Origin of the sequence: Klebsiella sp. LTGPAF-6F (assembly GCF_001753185.1) — a bacterium.
Classification (GTDB): Bacteria; Pseudomonadota; Gammaproteobacteria; order Enterobacterales; family Enterobacteriaceae; genus Klebsiella; species Klebsiella michiganensis.
Genome location: NZ_CP017450.1, coordinates 2,287,740 through 2,312,562, shown reverse-complemented (window position 1 = coordinate 2,312,562; position 24,823 = coordinate 2,287,740). Strand labels below are relative to the sequence as shown.

Below are 24,823 nucleotides of genomic sequence, written 5' to 3'. Positions count from 1 at the left end.
CTCCTGATTGTATTTTCAGAAGCAACATGTGCAAGAGCGATGCCAGTTATGCGTGGGCGTTTTTAACATTGACCTGGTCAAAGGCGTATTGCAGATGCGTTCTCATCAACTCTGCCGCCAGTTCCGGCTTGTTCTCTCGCAGAGCATCGATGATGGCAACATGCTCTTCACACCACGCTTTTACGCGGCGCTTATTGTGATAGCTGCCAAACTCCAGCAGACGGCGCAGCCGGTTTTGTTGCTGAATGGCCTGTAACACGAACAGGTTGCCGCTGGCTTCTGCCAGCAGCTCGTGAAACTCAGCGTCGGTTTCGAAAATCTCTTTTGCCGGCACCTGAGTAATGTCCGGGTGGGTGATGAGCCGCAGATGCCGGGCGCGCAGGCGTTTAAGCATCTGCCTGTCCACATGCAGGCCGGGCGTCAGCAGCGCCGTCGGTTCAATCATCAGGCGAAAACCGTAGCTGTTGCGCAGGGCGACATCGGAGTTGAGGGTTTGCAGGAAGCGCCAGCCGTGCCCCGCGTTACGGGCAATCAGGCCGTCCTCCGATAGCTTGACCAGCGTACGGGTCAGCACGCCGCGATCGACATCATAGCGCTGGCTGATTTCGGTCTGGGTAAACGATTCCGGCAGCGCACCCGCAATACGATCGTGTACCAGCTGCTCGTACAGCTTCTGGTCATTGCTCTTGGACTGCTCAATCTCCAGCAGCTCCAGCTCATTGCTGCGTTTAAGCAGGAAAAAGCCCTGATTCGGACGCGCTTCAACCGCCCCCATTCGGGTCAACTCTTTTAGCCCGGCGCGCACCGGCGTACGCGACACGCCCAGCGCATCGGCAAGATGTTGCTCCCGTAAATGATGACCTGGATCGAATTTTGCTTCGGATATCAGGTCGAGTATTTGCCGGGCAATCCGGCGACTGCTCGCAGTGGAGTCAGGCTGCATGGAGAACGGTTCCCTGAAATGCATTGTTGTGATCGATATATACAATATCACGGGCAACAAAACGCAGCAAAACAAAGCAAGGACTGCACGATTAGCGTGCAATACGCACCAGGATGAGACATTTTTTCACACGCTTGATTGTATTTATTGACTCAATAAATTCAATTTAAATCTTAACCAGGAGACGACTATGTCCAGCAATTCTTTACTGTTTCGCCGCGTGCGTACCTTGATGTTCGCGCTGACCGCACTTCCGCTGGTAAGCCATGCTGCGGTGGAAACCATCGCCCCGGGCAAGCTGACCTACGGCACGGCGGCGACGTTTATGCCTTTTGAGTTCGTGAAAGAGGGCAAGCTCACCGGCTTCGATATCGACCTGATTAACGCGCTAAGCAAAGAGATCCAACTGACGCCTGCGCCGATGCCGATGGAGTTCAAAGGGCTTATCCCAGCGCTGCAGGGGAAACGTCTCGATATCATCAACTCCGCCATGTACGTCAATCCGACCCGTGCCGCGCAGGTCGACTTCGTGCCCTATCTGAAAATCGGCAGCCGCGTGGTGGTGAGCAAAGGTAACCCGGCAAAAATCACCGGACGCGACCTGAGCCTCTGCGGCAAAAACATCGCCGTGACGCTCGGCGGGATCGAAGAGAGCCAGGCCCGGGCAGACAACCAGCGCTGCCTGGACGCCAAAAAACCGGCCATTAACGTCATGACCTTCCCCGCCGCCACCGACTCCGCCGTCGCCGTCGCCCAGGGCCGCGCCGATGCCGAGTTCCTCTCCACGCCGGGGACCGTCGCCCTGTTAACCGAAAAAGCGGGCATGTTTGCCGCGGTTGGCGACGAATTCGAAGCGGATACCCATATCGCGTTTGCCGTGCGTAAAGGCGACACCGAAACCCGGGCCCTGCTGGAGAAAGGTCTCCAGGGTCTCGTCAAAAATGGCACCTATAAGCAATTGATTGAGAAATGGAACTTCCCTGACTCCGTTGCCCTTTTCTAAACCGTTTTGCCATTAACCGGAGAAAGCTATGTCGATCGAACTAATGTGGCAGTACTTCCTCTCACCCGAGTTTGTTCAGGGTGCGTGGATGACGCTACTGATTACCCTCTGCTCACTGTTGTGTGGCGTGGTGCTGGGCCTGGTGTTGGCGCTGTTGCAGGAAGCGCCGTTTCGCGCCGGGAGAGGGCTGGCCTTTTTCTACCTGTGGCTGTTTCGCGGGACGCCAGTGCTGTTCCAGATAATCTTTGTCTACAACGTGCTGCCAGGCTTCGGCTTACGCTTCTCCGCGTTTACCTGTGCAGTGCTGGCGCTTTCGCTTAATGAAGGCGCCTACATGGCGGAAATTCTGCGCTCTGGCCTGCAGGCCGTAAAAAGCGGCCAGCGCACCGCCGGCATGGCGCTCGGGATGACCCACGGGCAGATCATGCGAAAAATCGTGCTGCCTCAGGCCGCACGCATCGTTCTGCCGCCGATGGGTAACCAGATGATCAGCATGCTGAAATCGAGCGCGCTGGTGTCGGTTATCGCCGTTCAGGAGCTGCTGCTGGTCGCCAACCAGACCGCCAGCGCCAGCTTCCGCTACTTCGAAGCGCTTTGCGCCGCCGGTCTCTATTACCTGCTGCTCACCAGCCTGTTCATGATCTTCCAGTCGTGGCTTGAAAGCGTACTGGATCCCAAACAGCGGCGCAGCAAGAGCCAGAAGCGACTGACCCGCCTGTTTAAATTACCGAAAATCGCCCGGGAGGAACCATGAGCGAGAAACCGCTGCTGGAGATGATCGGCATTGATAAGACTTTTGGTCGCCAGACCGTGCTCAAGAACTGCTCACTTGAGGTGCAGCGCGGGGAAACCGTGGTGCTGATTGGGCCATCGGGCTCGGGAAAATCCACCCTGCTACGCTGCGTCAACATGCTCTCGCCTGCCGACAGCGGCGACGTCTTTTTCGCCAGCCAGCACATCAGCCGGGGCGAAGTGCCGGTGCACAAACTGCGTCAGCGTATTGGCATGGTGTTCCAGAACTACGAGCTGTTCTCGCACCTGACGGCGGCGGAAAACATCATGCTGGCCCCAATGACGGTGCTGGGGATGAACCGCATTGATGCCCGCACGCTGGCGGACAACCTGCTGGCGAAGGTGCGCATCAACGAACGCGCGGACAACTTTCCGGACGAGCTCTCCGGCGGCCAGCAGCAGCGCGTGGCGATTGCCCGTGCCCTGGCGATGAAGCCCGAGCTGATGCTCTACGACGAACCCACCTCAGCTCTCGACCCGGAGATGATCCGCGAAGTGCTGGAAGTGATGGCAGAGCTCAGCGCGGAAGGGATGACCAGCATGGTGGTGACCCACGAGATGGGCTTTGCCCGGCGGGCCGCCAACAACATTCTTTTTATGGAAGATGGCGAAATTATCGATCGCGCCAGCACAGGTGATTTCTTCGCCGGCCACGTCAGCGAGCGCGCGCAGCGCTTCCTGACGCAAATATTACATTAATCACGGAGTTCCTATGTCCAGTTACCAGGTTGACAGCGCACGAATGAAAAAGGATTTAGCGACGCTGGTTGCCATCAATACGGAAAATCCACCGGGCCATGAGCGTGAAGCCGCCGAATGTCTGGAAGGCTGGCTGCTGACCGCCGGCTTCGATCTCTCCTTTAGCGAATACGCGCCGGGGCGGACCAACGTTATCGCCGTCCTGCACAATGGACCGGGACCGTGCTTCGCCTTCAACACCCATATCGACACCGTTCCGGCGGGCAGCGGCTGGGCGAGCGATCCCTTCACCCTCAGCGAACGCGATGGCCGCCTGTACGGGCGCGGCGCCTGCGATGCCAAAGGCCCGCTGGTGGCGATGGTTGAAGCCCTGCGTCTGCTGGCCGCCAACCGTCAGCGCTGGTCCGGCACCTTGATGGGCGTGTTCACCGCCGATGAAGAGGTCGCCAGCGAAGGGGCGAAATTCTACGTACGCGACACCCCGCCGGCGATTGATTTCGCGGTGATTGGCGAGCCGACATCGAATGCGACCTTCTCGGCTCACAAAGGCAGCTTGCGTCCTCGCGTGCGGGTAAAAGGCGTCACCGCGCACTCCGGCACGCCGGAGCTGGGGGTTAACGCCATTTACCAGTCCGCGCGCCTTTTAGGGCTGATCGAAGAGGCCCACCACCAGCAGGTGCGTTGCCGCTGCCACGATCTGGTCGGCAACGCCAGCCTGACGGTGACCCGCATCCACGGCGGCCATGCGGACAACGTGGTGCCAGACAGCTGCGAGCTGCTGCTCGATCGCCGCATGGTACCGGGGGAAGACGAAGAGGTTGTTAAAGCCGAACTGCAACAGCTGCTCGACCACGCGTACGCGCAGGCAAACGTGGAAGCGGAAATTATCGCCTGGCAGCCCACCACCGGCGGCGCGACGCAAACCGACAGCAGCGAAGCCATTGTCGAGCAAAGCCTTGCCGCCTGCCGCCGTCACGGACAGAGCGAGCCCGGCCCGTTTGGTTTTCAGGGCGGCTGCGACCTGGTGCATTTCCGTTCGCTGGGCGCAAAGGGCGTGGTGATTGGCCCCGGCTCGCTGTCCGTGGCCCACAAGCCCGATGAATTCGTCCCCGTCGATGAATTTATCGCCGCGGCAGATATCTATCTCGATATTGCGCTCGCCATGCTGCCGCCGGCGTCCGATTTATGAAAGCGCAGCTCTTTCGGGGAGACCTGCATTACGCCGGCGTGACGCTGCATACCGCCGCCTCCGGCCCGGTGACGGCGCTCGACACCCTCTGGTTGCGCCTGGAGGACCGTGGCGTGACGGGGATTGGCGAAGTGCGTCTCAACATTCGCTACCTGCACGGCTACCGCGAAGAGCAGGTGCTGGACAACCTGCTTCAGCGCCTCAACGGTTGGGACTGGCGCCAGGAGCCCGCGGCGCAACTTGCCGCGCTGCACGAGGAGGACCGCACGCTGCTGCCGCCGTCGCGCATGGCGCTGGATATGGCGTTGCACGATTTAATGGCGCGTCAGAACGGGGTCAGCGTCGCCGCCTGGCTGGGGGCGCCAGCTGGCCTGCCCGCCTGGCACACCAATCAGACGCTGTTCTGGGGCAGCGAAGCAGAGATGCTGGCGCAGGCGCAGCGCTATGTCGATCGCGGTTTTACCCAGCTGAAGTTACGCACGGGGATTGCGGATTTCGCCACCGACCTGGCCCGCCTGCAAAAGCTGAGGCTGCGGTTTGGTCAGCAGATTTCGCTGGCGATTGACGTGAACGGCCAGTGGTCGCTGGCGCAGGCTCACGCGGCGTTCCCTTATCTGCGCGAGCTGAATCTCAGCTATATCGAACAGCCGTTAAGCCCGGCAAACGATAGCCAGCTTGCTGAACTGTACGGCTACGGCATCCCGATCATGCTCGACGAAAGCCTCAACAGCGAGTCGGCCATCACCCGGCTTATCGCCGCCAAAGGTGCGCTGTGGGGGCATCTCAAGCTGGTGAAACTGGGGGGGCTTGCTCCGACGCTTGCCGCCGCCGGCCGTCTGCGACTCGCCGACGTGCCGTTCATGATTGGCCAGATGAATGAAGGCCATGCCGCCACCGCCGCCGCGCTCCAGCTGTGCCGCGTGGTGCAACCGGCATTCGCCGAACTGTATGGCGCCGATGGATTAACCGACGATCCCGTCAGCGGGCTGGAATACCGCAATGGCATGGTCGCCGTTAACGACTCTCCCGGTCTGGGCGTGCAGTTCGATGCCGCGCGGGCCAACTTACTCCAGGAGTTTAATGATGCAAGATGTTAACAATGTGATTCAGGGCAGCGAGTCCGCCTTTCGCGCCGACGAATATGCGCAGCGCATTCAGCGTACCCGCGAACGCTTAAGCCGCGCGGGCGTGGACGTAATGATCGTGACCGGCCCGGAAAACATTTTCTGGCTTACCGGTCAGCAAACGCCGGGCTATTACACCTTTCAGGCGCTGCTGCTGCCGGTAGAAGGGAATCCGGTCTTTGTGATTCGCCAGCTCGAGTACTTTAACTTTATCGCCAACACCTTTATTTCAGACGCCGCCATCTACCAGGATGGCGATAACCCGGTGGATTTTCTGGTGGGCATGCTGCAACAGCGCGGCTGGCTCAACAAACGCATTGGGCTGGACAAACGCGGCTGGTTCCTGCCGATTGCCGTCTATGAAGCCCTGCAGGCGAAGCTCGGCACCATCGCCGATACCGCGGGCGTCATCGAACCGCTGCGCGCGGTGAAATCGGCGGCGGAGGTGGAAAAAATCGCCCTCGCGGCGCGCTATGTGGATGCGGGCATGCGCGCCGGGATGGCGGCGATTGGCAGCGGCGCGGACGAAAACGCGCTGGTCTCCGCGATGATGGGGGCCGCTATTGCCGCCGGTTCCGAGTATGTCGGCATGGAACCGCTGGTTTCTACCGGCCCACGCAGCGGCGTGCCGCACGGCACGTGGCGACGTCGGGTGATGCAGGATAACGACCCGGTCTTTCTGGAGATGTCCGCCGCCCACGATCGCTACCACGCCGCGATGATGCGCTCCGCCTGGCTGGGCCGTCCGCCCGCTATCGCCATCGAAATGGAAAAAGTTTGTCAGGAAGCCCTGCAGGCCGCCCTTGACGCCATTCGTCCGGGCGCCACCTGCGAAGCGCCGCACCTGGCCTGCCAGAAGGTGATCGACCGCGCCGGATTCACCGAAAACTTCAAAAAACGCACCGGTTACTCCATCGGTATCGCCTTCGCGCCGGACTGGGGCGAAGGCGGCATTCTCAGCCTGTACAGCGGCGTCACCACCGAGCTGCAGCCTGGCATGACCTTCCACATCCCGCCGGCCCTGCGTATCTACGGTCAATTCACCGTCGGCGTCAGCGAAACCGTGGTGGTGACTGAAACCGGATATCGCCAGCTGGGTTCCCTGGCTCGCCCATTAACGCTGCTGTAAGGAAAGAAAGATGAAAGATATCAACGAGTGCCGTGAACGCCTGCGCGGCATTTTCAACATCACCGTCACCCCGTTCACCGCCAGCGGCGCGATCGACTTCCCGGCGCTGCGTGAAAATATCGAACGCGTGATTGATCTGGGCTATGACGGCCTGCTGATTGGCGGCACCTACGGTGAGTTTCCGGTAATGACCGTCGAAGAACGCCGCGAGCTGTTTCATGAGGTGATGGGATGCGTGGACGACCGCGTGGCAGTGATGCTGTGCAGCGCCAGTTCCGACCCGCGCGACGCCCGCGAGCTGACCCGGCTGGCAAGCGAGCTGGGCGGGCTGCCGATGGTCACCGCCCCCTTTGTTAGCGAAATCACTGACGAACAGATCGTCAGCTACTTCAATGAGATGGCGCCGTTATCCAAAACCGGCATTCTGGTGTACAACGCGCCGGGCATCGGCATCACCCTCTCCCCGGCGCTGCTGGAACGGCTGGCAGAGATCCCGAACGTGGTCGGCATCAAACAGGGCGATCTAAACCCTACCGCCATCGATCAGATTGCCAACCGCCTGCGCGGGCGTCTGCGTTTGTTCTGCGCCTCCGATCTGGCTTTCCTCGGGCCGATGATGGCCGGGTTTGACGGCATCAGCACGACCAACAGCGGCGCGCTGCCGGAGCTGATCGTCAATACCTTCCGCGCCGTAGAACGGGGCGACGCCGCCACCGCCCGCGATTTGCATCAGCTGTGGTACGCGTATCGGGCGCTGGCGCGCAAACACGGTCAGCCGCAGCTGGTGAAAGCGGCGATGGCGCTGCGCGGCTTTAACGGCGGCACCGTACGCGCACCGTTAAAACCGATCGGCGACGCGGCGCTGGCAGAGCTGACCCGCGTAATGCAGGAGCTTGCCAGCGACCATCGCAGCGGGGTTACGCTGGCGCGTTAAGCGCCGCCTGTAGGAACGCGACGAACAGCGGATGGGGCGCATCCGGGCGGGACATCAGTTCCGGATGCCCCTGAACCCCGTGCCAGAACGGCAGCTCAGGCTGGGAAACGGCTTCCACGATACCGTCGCTTTGCGCGCTCACGCGGACCCCGCCGGGAGACAGCGCCGGCAATAACTCGGGGTTAAAGCAGTAGCGATGGTTGTAGTGCATTTCGCGGATATGGCCGGGGATAAGCCCGGAGGAAAAAGGGAATACGCCGCAGCGATGACGGCCATCGGCAAAGGGAACAAAGCTGTGCAGGGCTTCATCGGGGGTGACTTCCGCGGGAATGGCCGATTCGAAACCCGGGCTACGGCGCACGGCTGCGGTCATCATGCTCTGCATTCCCAGGCACAGCCCCAGCGTTGGCTGCCCGCGGGCCAGGGTCTCTTCCGCCACGCGGATTTGTCCGTTGACCGCCGCCATCGAGGAACCGCCTGGCAGCACCACGCCCTGGAAGGCCTGAAGCTCGTGTAATCCCGTGGACAGGCTGACCGGCGCAAAGAAATGGACCTCCAGGTTCAGCCCCAGCGACGCCGCGGCATCGCCCAGCGAGCCGAGCGTGGCGGGATAGACCAGACGGTGGTCCGCCTCGCGGCCAATCAGCGCGATGCGCAAGGACCCGCCGGCAGACGACGACACGCCGCTATCCCAGCGGCCGTAGCGGTCGGCGGTGAGATCTAACAGCGTGTGTTGCCCATCGCTGAGCGTCAGACGGTGGCGGCTGTCGTCGCTGTAAAGCCGCTGACCCCGCAGGTCGGCGATAAGCGGCGCCTGCGAGGACGCCAGCACAATGACGGCGTCTGATGACGGCAGGCGGGCGATATCGCGCACCTCTTCACGCAGCGTATCGCTGCGCCAGAGGCCGCTGGTCACGCAGTACCCTGCACGAATGACGTGCTGGTGGCTATCGGGTACATCCCCGGCGAAGTCGGGGCGAAGGCTCCAGAGGGGCAACCCAAGACGATTGGCCCACAGGCTGGCGGTAATCCCGTAGCGGGCGGGCGCGGAGCTGTTATCGAGAATAAAGATCGGTGACACGGCGAGTTTCCTGCTGATGTTGGGTACCTAATTGTATTAATTGAATCATTAGATACAAAAGAGGATTTATGAATAACAGTCAAATCGCCCGTCGTATGCAATCCGTACGGCCTTCTCCGACCGCGGCCATTTCTGACCAGGTACGGGTACTGGAAGCCGCAGGCAAGCAGGTTATCAACCTGGGCGAAGGGGAACTGGATTTTGCTACCCCGCCCCATATTAGCTATGCGGGCATTGAAGCTATCGTGCATCACCAGACTAAGTATACCGCCGTTTCCGGCACCGCAGCGCTCAAGGCGGCCATTGCCGCCAAGTTCGCTCGCGACAATCAGCTGCGCTACCGTCCGGAAGAGATCATCGCCGGGAGCGGCGCCAAACAGCTTATTTTCAACGCCTTTCTGGCAACCCTGGACGCCGGGCAGCAGGTGATTATTCCCGCGCCCTACTGGGTCTCTTACCCGGATATGGTCTCTCTGGCCGACGGCGAACCGGTGATTGTGCCCTGCGATGAACAACACGGCTGGAAGCTAACGCCGGAACAACTGGCCGCCGCCCTCACCCCGTCAACGCGCTGGTTGATCCTCAATTCGCCGGGCAACCCGACCGGGGCGATTTACAGCGAACGGGAGCTGCGCGCGCTGGCAGACGTGCTGGCGGACTACCCGCAGGTGCTGGTGATGGCCGACGACATTTACGAGCCGCTGCGTTACGACAATACCCCGTTCACCACGTTTGCTCAGGCCGCGCCGCAGCTGGTTTCGCGTACGCTGACGGTGAACGGCGTGTCCAAAAGCCACGCCATGACCGGCTGGCGTCTGGGCTATGCGGGCGGGCCGCAGTGGCTCATTGCCGCCATGCAGATCCTGCAATCACAAAGCACCTCCAACCCCAGCGCGATTTCGCAGGCTGCGGCGGTCGCGGCCCTTAACCATTCGGCGGACTTCTTAGACGGCTGGCTGCACACGCTGGATAAGCGCCGTCAGCAGGTGCTGGGGATGATTGCCGCCACCGAGGGCCTGAGCGCTGGCATTCCCCAGGGCGCATTCTATGTGTTTGCCAACTGCCAGCGGCTCATTGGGCGAGTGACGCCCACCGGCGAAACTCTCCGCGACGACAGCGGACTGGCGAACTGGCTGTTAGAACACACTCAGGTGGCCGTGTTACACGGGTCCGCGTTCGGCATGCCGGGGTATTTACGTATTGCCTACGCGGTGGAAGATGGGCTGCTGACGCAGGCCTGTCAGCGGATTGCCGAAGCCTGCGCGCAGCTGCGTTAGGGCACGCAAGCACCACAATGGCGCCCTTTAGAAAGAAAACCCCGCGCGATGTACTGGCCGGGGTTGTTGAATGCGGGCGCTCCGTTTTCTCAGCTCGCCAGCGCAATAGCGCGGCAATCAGTTTGCGTTCACGCCCGGCCGCTGCGGCAAAAATTCCTCGCCCCTGCCCCCTCCGTCGGGGCGAAATTGCGAAATGCATCACAGTCCAGGAAAGAACTTAACAGGTTAACCGGTTAAGTTGGGTTGAGAGGTTGATCGGACAATCGGGTACGGGTATCGTAAGCCTACGAAATAAAATAAATGTAAACAGAAACTGGCGAAACAATGAAAGCAACGGCACAGTCAACGAAATACCAGGTGATAAAGGCAGCACTGTTAGATGAAATAAGAAACGGCACTTTTAAACCCGGGGAAAAATTCTACAGTGAGTCGGAATTAAAAGAGCGCTACTCCGTCAGTTCCGCCACGGTTATTCGCGCTATTCACGAAATGGTGAATGAAGGCTACCTGATTCGCTATCAGGGTAAAGGCACTTTTGTTTCGAAAGCCAAACGAAATGAGAACATTATTTTCTCAGAATCAGATAACGATTTAAAAGGCATGCAGTCGGTTAAAGTTATCGCCTGTGAACAGGAAAACGATCCGTGTATTAAAGAAAAGCTCGGGTTAAATGATGATGAAAGATATTATCGTATTGCGCGCTTAAAGTTTGATAATAACAAACCTTATGCATTACAGATTTCGCATATTCCGGCCCGCTACTTCGCCAGTCAATTGACGATTAAGAATTCGGCACTCAGCTCTATTTATGAGGCTTTTAAGGTTAACAATGGTCTTGATATGTACACCATGCCCTATCGGCAGACCATCTGCGCCCTGACCGATGCTGCGCCAGAAGTCCTGCAGCACCTGGAGCTCACGGCTCACCAGCCCGTTATCATGATGAAACGCTATACCCACGACGAGCAAGGTCAGGTGATTGAATATATTGAGACCTGGAAACGGTTAGAATCATTTTATATTGAAATAAGAACGCCAGATAAGGGGGCAGGATGAACCAATTATTATTAATCTCTCATGGGGGTTTCGCCAGCGGTGCCAGACAGGCCACAGAATTAATACTCGGAGCGCAGCCAAACCTTCATGTAGTTGAACTGGATGGTGAGAAAGGGATAGCAGTATTTAAACAGGAACTTCTCGATAAAATCACCATCCTTAGCGCAGCAAAATCCAAAATTATTATCCTCTCTGATTTAAAAAGTGGTTCGCCGTATAACTCCGCAATGGAGATTATTGTCACTAACAACCTATGGAATAATATCACCCTGCTCTCTGGGATGAATTTAAATTTAATTCTGGAAATGGCCATGGCAATTGATGAAAGTCACTCGCCAGCCTCGCTGAATGAAATAATAACTACGGCGCGTGATGGTATTTACCATTTACAGCAGGCAGCGCTTGCCGCCCACACAGACGACGGAGACGAGTAAAAAATGGAGCACATTGCGGTCTGGCAGATAGCGTTACTGACGCTTTATTCAGGGCTGGCGATATACGACGGCAACAACACGACGCTTGGGTTAGTGAAACCGAGCATGGCGGGCTTCTTTGCCGGCCTCATTATGGGCGATATGACCACCGGGCTTATCGTCGGCGGCACCCTGAACCTGCTGGTACTGGGCGTGGGCAACTTCGGCGGCGCGTCGATCCCGGACTACATGACCGGTGCGGTGCTGGGTACCACTTTCGCGATCATCAGCGGCCAGGGCGCGGCGTTTGGCGCCACCATTGCGGTGCCGATTGGTCTCTTAATGGTACAGCTGGATATCCTCGCCCGCTTCAGCAACACCTTTATCCATCATAAGGCCGACAGGCTGATTGAACAGGGTCAGGTGAAGGCGGCGGCCAGGATGAACCTGCTGGGCCAGGTGCCTATTTCGCTCTCGCGTATGCTGCCGGTGCTGTTGGCGCTGATCCTCGGGGCAACCTTTGTTAATGACGTCGTGACCTGGATCCCCGCGTCCATCATGAACGGTCTTAAAGTCGCCGGTGGCCTACTGCCTGCGCTGGGTATCTCCATCCTGCTGCGCTATTTACCGATTAAGAAGAACATCTCGTTTCTGATTCTGGGCTTTTTCCTGGCGGCCTATCTGAAAGTGCCGGTGCTGGGCGCCGCGCTGCTGGGTCTGGCAATTGCGCTTTACGTCTTCAACTCAGAAAAACAGGTAACGCAAACTACCGAATCCCCGGCAAATGGAGCAATGGGCGATGAATAAAGTATTAAAACGCGTGTTCTGGCGCTGGTTCCTGTTCGGTCAGTCAGGCTGGAACTACGAAAAAATGCAGGGTCTGGGCTATCTGTACAGCATCTATCCGTTCCTTGAGAAAAAGTACGCAAAACCCGAAGAGCAGAAGGACGCGGCGAAGGTACACAGCCAGTTCTTTAACACCAACAACACCATGGCGCCGGGGATCCTCGGGGTGAACATCGCCCTGGAAGAGCAGACCGGGCTTGCGGGCAAAGATGCGGTTGCCGGGATCAAAACCGGTCTGATGGGGCCGCTGGCGGGCATCGGAGATACGCTGTTCTTTGTTATTCCGACCACCATTATCGGTTCTGTCGCTTCGTACCTCGCGCTGCAGGGCAACCCGGTGGGGCTTGTTCTCTGGCTACTGTTCGCCCTGGTTCGCATGCTGTTTATGCGCTTTAGCATCAGCAAAGGGTATCAGGAAGGGGTCAACCTGCTGGGGTCTTTGACCAATAGCCTCAACAAAATCACCCGCGCAGCCAATATTCTCGGGCTGACGGTTATCGGGGCGCTTATCCCCTCGGTGGTGAAGGCGAATCTTAATTTCGAATTCAGCTACGGCGAAGTGTCGCTCAAGCTGCAGAGCATTGCCGACCAGATTATGCCCGGGCTTATTCCGCTGCTGGTTGTGGGGTTCACCTGGTGGCTGCTGGGGCTCAAAAAGATGAACTCGACTCGGGTCATTTTTGTCCTGATTGCTTTAGGTATTATCGGCTACAACCTGAATATTCTCGGTTAAGTAACACATTGATTTAAGGAACTTATCATGAAAGGTATTGTGCATATTCGTGTCGATGACCGGCTGATCCACGGCCAGGTGGCCACCCGCTGGGTAAGCCACTTCAACGCCAACCGTATTATGGTGATTGACGACGCCGTAGCTGCAAACGACGTAGAGAAAATGCTGCTGCGCAGTGCAGCCCCGGAAGGCTGTAACACCTCTATTCTCTCTTTTGAGAAAGCCAGCGCCAATATCCTCGCCGGAAATTACGACGGTCAGCGCGTACTGATCCTGCTGAAGACCCCGGAGCTGGCGCTGAAGCTGATGAACGCCGGGATTGCCCTCCCCCAGCTCAATATCGGCAATATGTCCAACAAAGACGATCGCCGCCAGATCAAACGCTCGGTCAGCGTCAACGATGCTGAGATCGCGGCCATCAACGCGCTGCTGGAAAAAGGCGTGGCGGTGACGGCGCAGATGACGCCGGAAGAGCCGAACGCCTGTATCACCACGTTTTTAAAAGCCGATAAGGGATAAGGGATGTCACCACATCAGCAGCAGTATTATCAGCATGTTTTAGCGACGCTGAATCAGGTGTTTCTTACTCAGAGCGCTGAAGTTGAGCAGGCGGCGGCGCTGTTTGCCGAGTGCGTCAAAGCCAACGGCATTATTCACGGCTTTGGCTCCGGCCACTCGTTTGCCGCCGCGGTTGAGCTGGCCGGTCGTGCGGGCGGCCTGGTCAATACCAAAGCCATTGACCAGTTCTATGGGCCAACCGGCTGGTTTGATTCGCTGAAAGGGATTGGCGACATCTTCTCCGGGCTGCTCGATCTGCGCGAGTCAGACTGCTTTGTGATTATCTCCAACTCCGGCACTAAACCGCTGCACGTTGAGCTGGCACGCAAGGTCAAAGAGAGGGGGCTGAAGCTGGTGGTTATCACCCGCTACGCCGGTGAGTCGACGCCAACGAGCGAGAGCATTCGCGACTATGCCGATGTCATTCTCGATAACGGCTGCCCGTCCGGTGACTGCACGCTAAGTATGAATAACGGCAACATCATGACCGGTCCGGTGTCCTCGCTGTCTGCGGCCTTCATCATCAATAACGTGGTGATCCGCTGCATCGAGATGCTGCTGGAACAAGGTATCGCGCCGCCGGTGATGCGCAGCATCAATCTGCCCGGCGGTAAAGAATACAACGACATGCTGATGAGTCAGTACAAAGAGCGCGTATTCACGCTGTAGGGAAAAATCATGAAAGAGAGTCTGTCGAATCGCCTCACACCGCTGCCCTTTCCTGCCCTCACGCCCGACGCCTGTCGGGATGAGCTGACGGCGTGCGCGCGGCGTATCGCGCGTAACATGGGTCTGTACGGCGAGAAATTCCCCTCAGCCTGCACGATCCATAATCGCTACGTTCTGAAAGAGAATAACGACTGGACCAACGGATTCTGGACCGGGATGCAGGCAATGGCCTGGGAGTTCAGCGGCGATCGCGCCTACCTGGACGGCGTTGAACGCAACGTGGCGAGTTTTAAAGCCCGCCTGGCGGCGCACCACGTCCTCGATCACCACGATATCGGCTTCCTTTATAGCCTGTCGGCAGTCGCGTACTGGAAACTGACGGAGCGCGAAGCGCTAACCCCGCTTATTCTGGCGGCGGCCGATCTGCTCGTAAACCGTTTTCACCACAGCGCCGGTTTTATCCAGGCCTGGGGGACGCTTAACGACCCGCAGGAGTACCGGCTTATTATCGATTCATTGATTAACCTTCCCCTGCTCCACGTGGCGGCAAAGATCAGCGGTGAATCACGTTATCGGGAAGTGGCTGAACGCCACTATGCGGCGGTCATCAACAACATTTTTCGCGAAGACGGCTCCACTTTCCATACCTTCTATTTTGACCAGACAAGCGGTGCGCCTTCGCACGGGAAAACCTTTCAGGGCTACAGCGATAACTCCTGCTGGGCCCGCGGCCAGGCGTGGGCCATTCTCGGCATCCCGCTTCACTGGTCGGCCACCGGCGAAACCGACCACTACGAACGGTGGCAGCAGGCCTGCGAGTATTTCTTCCGCTACCTGCCGGAGGACGGCGTTCCCGCCTGGGATCTGCTGCTGGCTGCAGATCCGGACGCCCCGAAAGACAGCTCCGCGCTGGCGATTGCGATCTGCGGCCTGCTGGAAGCGCATAAGCACTTTCCGGATGCCGGTTACCAGAAACTGGCGCGTCAATGTCTGCTGGCATTAATGCGCGGCGCGTCTGCCCGCGATGATGATGTCTGCGAAGGCTTACTTAAACACGGTGTTTACGCCTATGCCCTCGGTAAAGGCATCGATGAATGTAATCTCTGGGGAGATTACTTCTATATGGAAGCGTTATACCGAGTCTACCAACCACAATGGTCAGGATACTGGTTATGACAATGATTCAGAGCTATTTAGATATCGTCCAGAAAAAACTTAACGACATTACTCAACAGCAAAGCCATAAAATCACTTCCACCGCCGTGGAACTGGCAAAAATCATTAACCAGGGAGGTGTAATTTATATTTTCGGCTGTGGCCACTCACATATTTTCGCTGAAGATGTATTTTATCGTGCCGGAGGTATCGCCCCGGTTCGGCCAATATTTATCGAACCATTAATGTTACATCAGGGGGCGGCGGCCTCATCATATTATGAAAAACAGAATGACTATATTGCTGAGCATCTGGCGAAATTCTCGATCACCAGTAAAGATGCGCTGATTGTTATCTCAACTTCCGGGATTAACCCCGCTCCGGTCGATGCAGCACTCTGGGCAAAACAGCACGGGGCATTTACCCTGGCGCTGACCAGCTTTCTGTATGCCAAGACCCAGCCGTCGAAGCACAAGGCCGGCCTTAAGCTGCGGGACTGCGTGGATGTCGCCATTGATAACCAGGTGCCAATCGGTGATGCGGTGCTTTCCCTTACGGAGCATGCAACGCCGTTCGCGCCGGTTTCCTCAATGACCGGGCTGTTTATTATGCACACCCTGTTCGCGGAAATCATAGCGAACCTGGGGAGTGAAAATAAATCTCTGCCGGTATTTTTGAGCGGTAACATTGCGAATTCCGCACAACATAATGAATATCTCCTCGAAAAATATGGTGCGCAAATCCCGGAGCTCATAAATAACACGAGTTTTAAATAAGCAGTACATCCCCTCGCCCTATAATACATGGTTTTATAAGGTATATAATAATGACAAGTCATAGACTCAGAGTTTCTCTGTGCACACCGCTGTTTCTTTTTATTGCCGCAGATGCCTTTGCGGAAGAAGAAACGGATTATGAAGCGCCTTCTCAGTTTGAGAAAGCGTTTTATGATGAAGGAAAATTAAATCTCAATACCTCACTATATATTCGTCATCGTGCTGTAAAAGACCCCGCGACCGGTAAATACGGACTGGGTCCAGCCGGGATCCAGAACCAGACCGGTAACGTGGCGATTAGCTATATTTCAGGCTATTACCAGGACGTTATTGGCTTTGATTTCTGGGGCAACGCCAACATTAAGCTCGGGCATACCGTCGGTCAGTCGGAAATCCTTTACTACGACTACGATTGCGGCGAGCCGGGCAAGTTCAGCCCGTGCGAGAAGTCCTACATGAGCGTGTCGGTTGCCGCACTCAAGCTCAACCTTGGCGATGCAGGCACCAACTTCAAGCTGGCCGCGGGCTATACCCCCATTAACTCCGGTACCGTAAAAAGCAGCTGGGGCCTCAACCCTCACGCTTTTCGCGGGTTTGACAGTGCCCTGACCCTCGACAAACTGAGGCTGACCTACGCCTGGGCCGACCGCTTCAAGAACGACTGGAGCCGTGATTTTAAACCGATGACCACGGCCTGGCACCAGAACAACGCCGCCGGACTCGATGACAACGGCAAAACCATTAAAGCCGGTGCAATCATCAATTACATTCACACGGTGGGCGCAGTCTATAACTTTGGCAGTACCGTGCTTGACGTGGGCTATGGCGAAGGTAAAGGTTACCGTCGCAACTGGCAGGCACAGGTAGAGCGTCACGATACGTTGACAAAGGATGTCTCCCTGCAGAGTAAGCTCTTCTACCAGGGTGCGCGCTACATTGAAGATCTGTCGAAAATTAAAGATCCTGCAACGGAATATTATGTGGGGGTTGGTTTTAACCTGAGCCACGACAACACCGTGTGGTCCCTTGGCTATAGTCAGAACTACGCCCCGAACACCGGAGATTACAACTTCCGCTTAACCCCGTGGGCGAACTCCGATAAGCGTGATTATCAGCCGACGCTGTCGCAGCTGGAAGACTTTAACGTTTCCGGCGCCCGCGCGGTTCGTTTTGGCGTGAGTTATAACTTCGCCGATCTTAATCTACCGGAGTTAACCCTGGGCGGTGCCGGAACCTACGGCTGGCACGTGGTTAGCGATGTCAGTAAAACCGGTTCGGCGAGAAAGTACGACGGGAACATGGTGTCGTTCGATCTTTCCGCTCGCTATCTGGTGGCGGACGGCATGGCGAAAGGCCTCTCCTTTACCCTGCTCCCGGCGCTCTTCCGGGCGACAGACAGCAACTATAAAACCGATCGTAACGACGTGAAGTTTATCGTCGGCTACAGCATCAATATCTTCTGAGCCCCCCCCTCAACTGCGCATGAGGGGGACTTTGCGAAGGGAACCGCACCTGTCAGCTTCAAACGGCCAGAGCGGGTTACTCAACCGAATGGCATACTGAATAGCGGCGCAAAAGAAAAAACCCCGAGCGATTAAATAGCTCGGGGTTTGTATGACAGGCTTGCACGATGCCGAAGAAAGCAAAAGAACCATCAGGACTAGCCGTAGATAGATAAGTGACATTAAAATAACACGTGGAGATAGTTCTAACTGTTTTGGGCCTGCTACCTTGGCATACTAAACATTTCTCTGTAGATAATTCTGGCTTACTCCCTCACCATTTTCATATATTCATAAAATATGATAACCATCACATTCATGATCGGGGTGCCAATTTTTGATATAGCTAGCTTTTACTTTTTGCTACAGATGGTAATGCACCCTAAAAAAGGAATTAATCATGAAAATGACAATAATATATGCACTACTATCCGTATTTTTTGGAGTATATGGAACAACGGCCAGTGCCAGTAACACAAATCAAGTGTCACAAAATTTAGAAGCTGCGATTCCCCAACAAAAGCAAATAGTTATCGGCAATTGGGACGAGTTCAACTCAAGAAAAATTGACAGACTCATTCAAGAAGCAAAGCAGAAGCCTGCGCATTCTTTATATGCTGTTTTTGATTTTGACAATACAACAGCTTTTCTGGATATCGAAGAGGCAACGCTTATCTATCAACTAGAAAACCTTAAATTTTCGATGAAACCTGAGATATTGAAAGAGATAATTTACAAAGATATACCGCCTTCAAACTTTAACTCGGATTATAATAATAAAAATCATCAACCGGTTAATATAAACCTCATTGGTCAAGACATTATTGATAGCTACACATGGCTATACAATAATTACAGCGGATTTGCGGGTAATAAAACGCTTGATGAAATTAAAAAAAATTCCAATTATATGAATTTTATAGTGAAAATGAGATATTTATATGATGCAATAGGTGGGTCATTCGACCATGAGGTATCTTATCCATGGGTGACGTATCTTTTTTCTGGCATGTCCAAAAAAGAAGTAGCTGATTTAGTGCACGATACTATTGAGTGGCAAAATAACCAGCCTATCGGAAAGGTGACATGGGTAAGCCCGGCTGATATGGCAGGCCGAGCTGGTATCGTATCAGTAACATGGAAAAACGGATTCAGGCTGATCCCAGAAATGCAGACATTATATAAAAACCTACAGCAGGCAGGTGTTGATGTTTATGTCATTTCCGCTTCAGCTTTAGATGTGATAAAAAGCATCGTTACTACAGGAAAATATGGTTTTTCTGTTCCTGAGTCTCATGTCTATGCAATGCATCCCTTATATGATAAAGAAGGTAGATTGACTCACAGCCTCGATCCATACTATCCCCAGACGCAAGGTAAAGGTAAAACCGAAACTATAAAGAAATTTATACAACAGCATTACAAAAATACAGGACCAATATTAGTTGCTGGCGATAGCGAAGGAGATCAAAACATGATGTCCGACTTTAATGACACAAACTGTGTTCTTATTATTAACCGGCTACGCTCATCTGACACCATTATCGGTGAGCTATCAGCTAAAGCCGTTCGTGACTATAATAAAGATGATGCAAAAATATTATTACAAGGAAGAGATGAAAATAAAGGGGAATTTTTACCATCACAAAGTAGCATACTGATGGGCACGAATAACAAAGTATCTTTGCCATAGGTATCGACTTACAGCAATGCCTCTTACCTGAAAAGGGGGCATTGCTAGTGAAAGGATATTTATTGAGCAAATGACGGACTTTAGATGTAAAAAAGCCCGTATAAACGGGCTTTTTTTACATCACTTTATGCACCATAAAATCAAAACCATTCTTCAAGCTATTGATTTTATTTAGAATTTGGCGGAAGCGTAGAGATTCGAACTCTAGAACCCTTTCGGGTCGCCGGTTTTCAAGACCGGTGCCTTCAACCGCTCGGCCACGCTTCCAATGAGGCGCACTATAAACACCTCTGTTCAGGCTGTAAAGCACCAATTTATTCAACTGCCTTAAAATTAAACAAAAACGCGTTATTCGTCTGAAATTCAGGCAGTTTGCGCAGATTTTCAGCGCAAGCCGCCCTCTTCGCGTTAATGTTTTTTGATGTACATATCTTTGGTGTAGTAATACCCCAGCTTATCCGACGTAAATCCCCCTACCCATGGCTTGACCAGATGGGTGCGCACGTAGTGATAGACCGGAATGGCCGGGACATCCTGACCTAACAGATCCTCCGCCTGCTGGTAGAACTTTCCCCGTGCCGTCGTGTCAGAGGCTTTTGCCGCATTGCGCAGCGCCTCATCGTAGGCCGGGTTGCTGTACTGGCTGGTATTTTCACTGTCGCCGGTGCGGAAGTTATTGAGAAACGTCGCGGCGTCGTCATAGTCGGCTATCCACGCGTAGCGCACGGCGTCAAAATTATGCGTATGCATGGCGTCGAGCATGGTCTTCCACTCCTGGTTTTGCAGCTTTGCCTCAACGCCAAGATTCTTTTTCCACATTGAGCTGGCGGCGATGGCAATTCGCTGGTGAGATTCGGACGTGTTATAGAGCAGATTAAAGACCAGCGGATGGGTCTCATTATACCCGGCTTCGCTCAATAGCTTTTTCGCCTCGGCGATACGCTTCTCGCGCGGCCAGCTGGCGTACTCGGGATTGTGCAGCTTCACCCCGCCGATGTCAGGCTGGCTGATAAGCCAGGCCGGACGCTGCCCCTGCCCCAGCACCTTCTCCGCGATAATGTCTTTATCGAGGGCCATATTCAGCGCCCGCCGTACGCGCGGGTCGTTAAACGGCGGCCGGGTGGTGTTGAATTCGTAATAATAGGTGGCCAACTGCGGCGAAACATCCAGCTGATCGCCCATGGTTTTTTTGAGCTGGGCAAACTGATTAATCGGTACCGTATACACAATATCGATCTCTCCCGCCTTATAGCGGTTGACGTCGGCGGTTTCAGAGCTTATCGGCAGGTACGTCACCTTATTGATGACCGTATGCGCGTTATCCCAGTAGCGAGGATTGCGCTCGGCCACAATGCGCTCATTCACCACCCACTGCGACAGCTTATAGGGCCCGCTGGTTACGATATGCTCCGGTTTGGTCCATTTGTCGCCGTAGCGCGATATCAGCACTTTATCGAGCGGAACCAAAGATGGGTGCGCCAGCATCGCCAAAAACGCCGCATTCGGCTGAGTTAAGGTGACCTCAAGGGTGACATCATCTATCGCTTTGACGCCCAGCGTCTCGGGCGCTTTTTGCCCCTGCGCGATCTCCGCCCCGTTGACGATATGCATATTGCCGGGATAGCTCGCGTAAGGCGACGCCGTTAGCGGCGACACCAGACGCTGCCAGCTCCAGACAATATCCTGCGCCGTGATCGCCGTACCGTCGGACCAGGTCACACCGGGACGCAGGTGGAACGTCCAGACGGTGTTGTCCTTATTCTCCCACTTCTCCGCCAGCCGGGGCTCAATCTCTCCTGCTGGCGATACGCTGACCAGCCCTTCAAAAAGATCGCTGATAATGTTGTTTTCAACGTCGCTTTCCACTTTATGCGGATCCAGCGACGACGGTTCGCTGCCGTTATTTCTGACCAGTTCTTGCTTTTCGGCCAACGCCGTTCCCGGCGGTACCTGAGCGGCCAGCGCCGGGATGACCATGGAGAACAGACCGACGGCCACCAGTACGCGTGTGATGTGATTATATTTTTGTGTTTTCATATCCCTTGCCTTTGTTACGCTTCGTGAGTACCCTCTCCAGAGTTAGTCGCAGAATGGCTATAACGCAATATTTTTCAGTGAGTTATCAGATTTCGATCTGACTCCGGAAGGCGAACAAATAAAAATGCCACTTATCCCGATTTTCCTGGAATAATGTGCTGCATTCAGCCCGCTGACTTTGAGTAAAGATGGGTAAAAGCATTAGGGCTTAGGCCCTGTTTTTTTTATGCTTCGTTATTAATTACATCTGTCATAAGAGAGTGACTCATGGATCGTATAATTACATCGTCGCGAGACCGTTCATCGCTACTTAGCACGCACAAAGTTCTGCGGAACACCTATTTCCTGCTTAGCCTGACGCTGGCATTTTCCGCTATTACGGCGACGGCCAGCACGGTGCTGATGCTGCCTTCTCCGGGTCTGATTCTGACGCTGGTCGGTATGTACGGCCTGATGTTCCTGACCTATAAAACCGCGAATAAGCCAACGGGTATCATTTCCGCGTTCGCCTTTACCGGTTTTCTGGGCTACATCCTGGGGCCAATGCTTAACGCCTACCTGTCTGCGGGTATGGGCGATCTGATTGGCCTGGCGCTGGGCGGTACCGCGCTGGTGTTCTTCTGCTGCTCGGCCTACGTGCTGACCACCCGTAAAGATATGTCCTTCCTCGGCGGAATGCTGATGGCGGGCGTGGTGGTCGTGCTTATCGGTATGGTTGCCAACATTTTCCTGCAGCTGCCGGCTCTGCATCTGGCGATTAGCGCGGTGTTTATCCTGATCTCTTCAGGCGCCATTCTGTTTGAGACCAGCAACATCATCCGCGGCGGTGAAACCAACTACATCCGCGCGACCGTTAGCCTGTACGTCTCGCTGTACAACATCTTCGTCAGCCTGCTGAGCATCCTTGGCTTCGCCAGCAGAGACTAATCCTCTCCCCGTCTGTACTCAGGCCCCGCTTATGCGGGGCCTTATTTTTTGCTACACTGCCGCCATTTTCAGCGGTATGTGAAGAATCATGTTTATCTTTGAAGGCAATGAAATAGAGACCGATAGCGAAGGCTATCTGAAGGACACAACCCTGTGGAACGAAGCGATGGCGGCCGTTATCGCTGAGCAGGAGGGCATCAGCCTGTCCGTTGAGCATTGGGAAGTGGTGCGCTTTGTGCGCGACTTTTATCTGGAATTTAACACCTCACCGGCGATTCGTATGCTGGTGAAGGCCATGGCGAACAAGTTTGGCGAAGAGAAAGGCAACAGCCGCTACCTCTACCGCCTGTTCCCGAAAGGCCCGGCTAAGCAGGCGACAAAAATCGCCGGACTGCCTAAACCGGTTAAATGCATCTAATACAAAATGGCGAATTTCTGCCACTCTCTGGTGGGCTGATGGGGCTCGGTCAGAACCCTGTCCACCCGCGCGCTGCGCGGCCCACCGGCCTTCAGCCAGGCAATAAGTTTCTCCACCTGGTCCGGTTCTCCGCAGGCCAGAACCTCCACGCCGCCGTCGTCGAGATTGCGCGCGTATCCCGTTAATCCCAGCTGCAGCGCCTCGCGCTGGGTCGAATAGCGAAACCCGACGCCCTGAACGGAGCCGTATACCCACGCCATCGTGCAAACCGTTGCCATGTTCCCCCCTTTTCGGCCAATGACTCAATACAGAGGATAGCAAATTCCGTCAGCGTACATGCTTAGGTAATAATCCATAGTGCTGACGAAAACGGGCGCTAAAGCGCGAGCCTGACAGGTAGCCGCTGCTTTGCGCGATGTCGCCAATGGGTCGCGACGTCGACTGTAATTGCCCCAGCGCGTAGGCCATACGGACCTCTTCCACGATCTGGCGGAAGCTCCGGGACTCCTGCTGCAAACGACGGCGCAGCGTCGATTCGCCAAGAAAGAGCATTTTAGCCACTTTCGCCACGCTCCACGCTTCAGCAGGCGACAGCATAATAATTTGCCTGACCTGACCGGTTATGTCCTCGCGCCGCTCGTTGAGCAGCGGCCCGGCGTAGCCAGCCTGATACAGCGCCAGCAGCAATCCCATCGCCTGATGGTGCTGCAGCTCGGCGCTGAGCCCCTCCCGTACCGCCCGCAGGACGCTTTGCCACATAAACGACATTTCCGGCGCCAGCGGCGCGCAAAGCGACGTCAGACGACCGGTCTGCGGCTCGCTCATATAGCGGTGCTTAAAATCCGCCAGCAGTTCCGGCGTGAGAGAGAGCAGGTCGGAGCAAAAAAGCCCGTTTTCCGGCTGATTAATCACCTCGAGCTCAACCTCGGCGGGCAAAATAATCAGCTGCTGCGGCGTTGCCAGCATCTCGCTGGCACCCTGCACAATGACCTTACTGCCGCGGTTTACCCGGCAGATCGCGGGCGAGAACAGCGTGACGCGGTGCAGTTTGCATAAACGACGGGTAGTGATTTCCGCCGCCGTTAACGCGTTATGGTGAAAATGGATGTTCCGCATCATGCCGCCCTTTTTATTATCTTCCGGCCAGCGCCGTTAACTGCGCGCTGGCGATAGCGTGGCTGTATAACATAAATCCGACTAACGCCCCGCTGGCCTCGCCATCAATGGGCAACGTCGGGGTATCAAGCGCCCATACCGTAAAGCGGTAGCGATGCGGTTTATCTCCGGCGGGCGGACACGCGCCGCCAAAACCCGCATAGCCAAAGTCATTGCGCCCCTGTATCGCCCCGGCGGGCAGTTTAGCGTTATTTTTGTCTCCGGCGCCAGCGGCTAAGCCAGTCACCTGTTGGGCAATATTCACCACCGTCCAGTGCCACCATCCGCTCCCGGTCGGCGCATCCGGATCGTAAGCGGTCACCGCGAAACTGCGGGTACCCGCCGGAGCATTTTTCCAGGCGATCTGCGGTGAAATATTGCCGCCGGTGCAGCCAAAACCGCCAAACCAGTGCGTCTGCGCCAGCGTCTGGCCGTCGCGCATATCCGCGCTGCTGACGCTAAACGGCGCGGCAATCACCGTCCCGCTCATTATAACCATCATCGCGGCTGCGACCTTCAATCCTGTTTTCATCGTATTTTCCTCCGTAAGGTGAGGAAATACTGTAAGATCCCGGCATGTTTTTTATTGTGCCAAAGCGCCTGCGTTTTGTGCCGAAACGCTCACTTGTCGATACCGGTGGAATGGTGCTTGCCTCAGCCACTTGTGCTAACCTACGCGCCATTTTTTCGGTGCCGACATTCCCGTTGCTTAAA

Annotated in this window: 26 protein-coding genes and 1 tRNA gene; 20 read left to right on the top strand and 7 right to left on the bottom strand. The window is 55.6% G+C overall.

Annotated features, from left to right (window positions below; genetic code table 11):
• Window positions 1–46: 46 nt before the first annotated feature.
• Window positions 47–943 (bottom strand): GntR family transcriptional regulator, encoded by an 897-nt coding sequence (locus BJF97_RS10760; RefSeq protein ID WP_014228699.1) that lies wholly within the window; start codon window positions 941–943, stop codon window positions 47–49.
• A 190-nt stretch (window positions 944–1,133) separates the two neighbouring features.
• Here BJF97_RS10760 and BJF97_RS10755 point away from each other — a divergent pair, with 190 nt between their 5' ends.
• From BJF97_RS10755 to BJF97_RS10725, 7 genes are read left to right on the top strand one after another with little or no spacing between them, the layout of a single operon-like run.
• Complete coding sequence (locus BJF97_RS10755) at window positions 1,134–1,946, top strand: ABC transporter substrate-binding protein (protein ID WP_009651954.1); 813 nt, start codon at window positions 1,134–1,136, stop codon at window positions 1,944–1,946.
• A 28-nt stretch (window positions 1,947–1,974) separates the two neighbouring features.
• Window positions 1,975–2,700, top strand: a complete 726-nt coding sequence (locus BJF97_RS10750) for an amino acid ABC transporter permease (protein ID WP_025106181.1) — start codon at window positions 1,975–1,977, stop codon at window positions 2,698–2,700.
• Entirely contained in the window at window positions 2,697–3,437 is a 741-nt protein-coding gene (locus BJF97_RS10745; RefSeq protein WP_032693372.1) for an amino acid ABC transporter ATP-binding protein, read from the top strand. The genes BJF97_RS10750 and BJF97_RS10745 overlap by 4 nt, the downstream gene beginning before the upstream one ends.
• A gap of 13 nt (window positions 3,438–3,450) precedes the next feature.
• Window positions 3,451–4,626: a M20 family metallopeptidase gene (locus tag BJF97_RS10740; RefSeq protein ID WP_032693371.1), complete on the top strand. Its 1,176-nt coding sequence runs from the start codon at window positions 3,451–3,453 to the stop codon at window positions 4,624–4,626.
• Window positions 4,623–5,723, top strand: a complete 1,101-nt coding sequence (locus BJF97_RS10735) for a mandelate racemase/muconate lactonizing enzyme family protein (protein WP_014838003.1) — start codon at window positions 4,623–4,625, stop codon at window positions 5,721–5,723. Before BJF97_RS10740 ends, BJF97_RS10735 begins: the two co-directional genes overlap by 4 nt.
• Window positions 5,710–6,879: a M24 family metallopeptidase gene (locus tag BJF97_RS10730; RefSeq protein WP_032693370.1), complete on the top strand. Its 1,170-nt coding sequence runs from the start codon at window positions 5,710–5,712 to the stop codon at window positions 6,877–6,879. Before BJF97_RS10735 ends, BJF97_RS10730 begins: the two co-directional genes overlap by 14 nt.
• A gap of 10 nt (window positions 6,880–6,889) precedes the next feature.
• Window positions 6,890–7,813 carry a dihydrodipicolinate synthase family protein gene (locus BJF97_RS10725; protein WP_032693369.1) on the top strand — a complete coding sequence of 308 codons (924 nt, stop codon included), beginning with the start codon at window positions 6,890–6,892 and terminating at the stop codon, window positions 7,811–7,813.
• On the opposite strand, the gene BJF97_RS10720 is transcribed toward BJF97_RS10725, so the two are convergent.
• Entirely contained in the window at window positions 7,797–8,894 is a 1,098-nt protein-coding gene (locus tag BJF97_RS10720; RefSeq protein WP_032693368.1) for a glutamine amidotransferase-related protein, read from the bottom strand. The two genes, BJF97_RS10725 and BJF97_RS10720, sit on opposite strands and share 17 nt — an antisense overlap.
• Window positions 8,895–8,962: 68 nt before the next feature.
• Here BJF97_RS10720 and BJF97_RS10715 point away from each other — a divergent pair, with 68 nt between their 5' ends.
• From BJF97_RS10715 to BJF97_RS10665, 11 genes are all read left to right on the top strand, one after another.
• Complete coding sequence (locus tag BJF97_RS10715) at window positions 8,963–10,171, top strand: pyridoxal phosphate-dependent aminotransferase (protein WP_014837999.1); 1,209 nt, start codon at window positions 8,963–8,965, stop codon at window positions 10,169–10,171.
• A gap of 324 nt (window positions 10,172–10,495) precedes the next feature.
• Window positions 10,496–11,227 carry a GntR family transcriptional regulator gene (locus BJF97_RS10710; RefSeq protein WP_032693367.1) on the top strand — a complete coding sequence of 244 codons (732 nt, stop codon included), beginning with the start codon at window positions 10,496–10,498 and terminating at the stop codon, window positions 11,225–11,227.
• Complete coding sequence (locus BJF97_RS10705; RefSeq protein ID WP_014228688.1) at window positions 11,224–11,661, top strand: PTS sugar transporter subunit IIA; 438 nt, start codon at window positions 11,224–11,226, stop codon at window positions 11,659–11,661. The genes BJF97_RS10710 and BJF97_RS10705 overlap by 4 nt, the downstream gene beginning before the upstream one ends.
• 3 nt (window positions 11,662–11,664) lie before the next feature.
• The gene (locus tag BJF97_RS10700) at window positions 11,665–12,447 is read left to right on the top strand and encodes a PTS mannose/fructose/sorbose/N-acetylgalactosamine transporter subunit IIC (protein ID WP_032693366.1); all 783 of its coding nucleotides are present in this window, start codon (window positions 11,665–11,667) and stop codon (window positions 12,445–12,447) included.
• A complete protein-coding gene (locus BJF97_RS10695) occupies window positions 12,440–13,219 on the top strand; it encodes a PTS system mannose/fructose/sorbose family transporter subunit IID (protein WP_014228686.1) in 780 nt (259 codons plus the stop codon). The genes BJF97_RS10700 and BJF97_RS10695 overlap by 8 nt, the downstream gene beginning before the upstream one ends.
• A gap of 27 nt (window positions 13,220–13,246) precedes the next feature.
• Window positions 13,247–13,738 (top strand): PTS sugar transporter subunit IIB, encoded by a 492-nt coding sequence (locus BJF97_RS10690; protein ID WP_014837995.1) that lies wholly within the window; start codon window positions 13,247–13,249, stop codon window positions 13,736–13,738.
• A gap of 3 nt (window positions 13,739–13,741) precedes the next feature.
• Window positions 13,742–14,446 (top strand): sugar isomerase domain-containing protein, encoded by a 705-nt coding sequence (locus BJF97_RS10685; RefSeq protein WP_032693365.1) that lies wholly within the window; start codon window positions 13,742–13,744, stop codon window positions 14,444–14,446.
• A gap of 9 nt (window positions 14,447–14,455) precedes the next feature.
• Window positions 14,456–15,622, top strand: a complete 1,167-nt coding sequence (locus tag BJF97_RS10680; protein WP_014837993.1) for a glycoside hydrolase family 88 protein — start codon at window positions 14,456–14,458, stop codon at window positions 15,620–15,622.
• Window positions 15,623–15,624: 2 nt separating this feature from the next.
• A complete protein-coding gene (locus BJF97_RS10675) occupies window positions 15,625–16,377 on the top strand; it encodes an SIS domain-containing protein (RefSeq protein WP_223239353.1) in 753 nt (250 codons plus the stop codon).
• 50 nt (window positions 16,378–16,427) lie between these two features.
• A complete protein-coding gene (locus BJF97_RS10670; RefSeq protein ID WP_032693364.1) occupies window positions 16,428–17,840 on the top strand; it encodes an OprD family outer membrane porin in 1,413 nt (470 codons plus the stop codon).
• Window positions 17,841–18,279: 439 nt separating this feature from the next.
• Window positions 18,280–19,572, top strand: coding sequence for a haloacid dehalogenase-like hydrolase (locus BJF97_RS10665; protein ID WP_032693363.1), 1,293 nt, complete (start codon window positions 18,280–18,282; stop codon window positions 19,570–19,572).
• Between the two features lie 179 nt (window positions 19,573–19,751).
• Here the strand turns inward: BJF97_RS10665 and BJF97_RS10660 are convergent.
• Together BJF97_RS10660 and BJF97_RS10655 are read right to left on the bottom strand one after the other, a co-directional pair.
• Window positions 19,752–19,839, bottom strand: a tRNA-Ser gene (locus tag BJF97_RS10660).
• Window positions 19,840–19,980: 141 nt separating this feature from the next.
• Window positions 19,981–21,609, bottom strand: coding sequence for an ABC transporter substrate-binding protein (locus BJF97_RS10655; protein ID WP_032693362.1), 1,629 nt, complete (start codon window positions 21,607–21,609; stop codon window positions 19,981–19,983).
• Window positions 21,610–21,876: 267 nt separating this feature from the next.
• Between BJF97_RS10655 and yccA the strand changes: the two genes are divergently transcribed.
• Together yccA and tusE are read left to right on the top strand one after the other, a co-directional pair.
• Entirely contained in the window at window positions 21,877–22,536 is a 660-nt protein-coding gene (gene yccA, locus BJF97_RS10650; RefSeq protein ID WP_004100829.1) for an FtsH protease modulator YccA, read from the top strand.
• 88 nt (window positions 22,537–22,624) lie between these two features.
• The gene (gene tusE / locus BJF97_RS10645) at window positions 22,625–22,954 is read left to right on the top strand and encodes a sulfurtransferase TusE (RefSeq protein WP_004849563.1); all 330 of its coding nucleotides are present in this window, start codon (window positions 22,625–22,627) and stop codon (window positions 22,952–22,954) included.
• On the opposite strand, the gene yccX is transcribed toward tusE, so the two are convergent.
• The 3 genes from yccX to BJF97_RS10630 are packed head-to-tail and all read right to left on the bottom strand — an operon-like array spanning window position 22,951 to window position 24,641.
• Window positions 22,951–23,232, bottom strand: coding sequence for an acylphosphatase (yccX, locus tag BJF97_RS10640; RefSeq protein ID WP_004849561.1), 282 nt, complete (start codon window positions 23,230–23,232; stop codon window positions 22,951–22,953). The two genes, tusE and yccX, sit on opposite strands and share 4 nt — an antisense overlap.
• Window positions 23,233–23,281: 49 nt before the next feature.
• Complete coding sequence (locus BJF97_RS10635; protein WP_014837988.1) at window positions 23,282–24,070, bottom strand: helix-turn-helix transcriptional regulator; 789 nt, start codon at window positions 24,068–24,070, stop codon at window positions 23,282–23,284.
• Window positions 24,071–24,086: 16 nt separating this feature from the next.
• A complete protein-coding gene (locus BJF97_RS10630) occupies window positions 24,087–24,641 on the bottom strand; it encodes a YbhB/YbcL family Raf kinase inhibitor-like protein (RefSeq protein WP_032693360.1) in 555 nt (184 codons plus the stop codon).
• Window positions 24,642–24,823 lie beyond the last annotated feature (182 nt).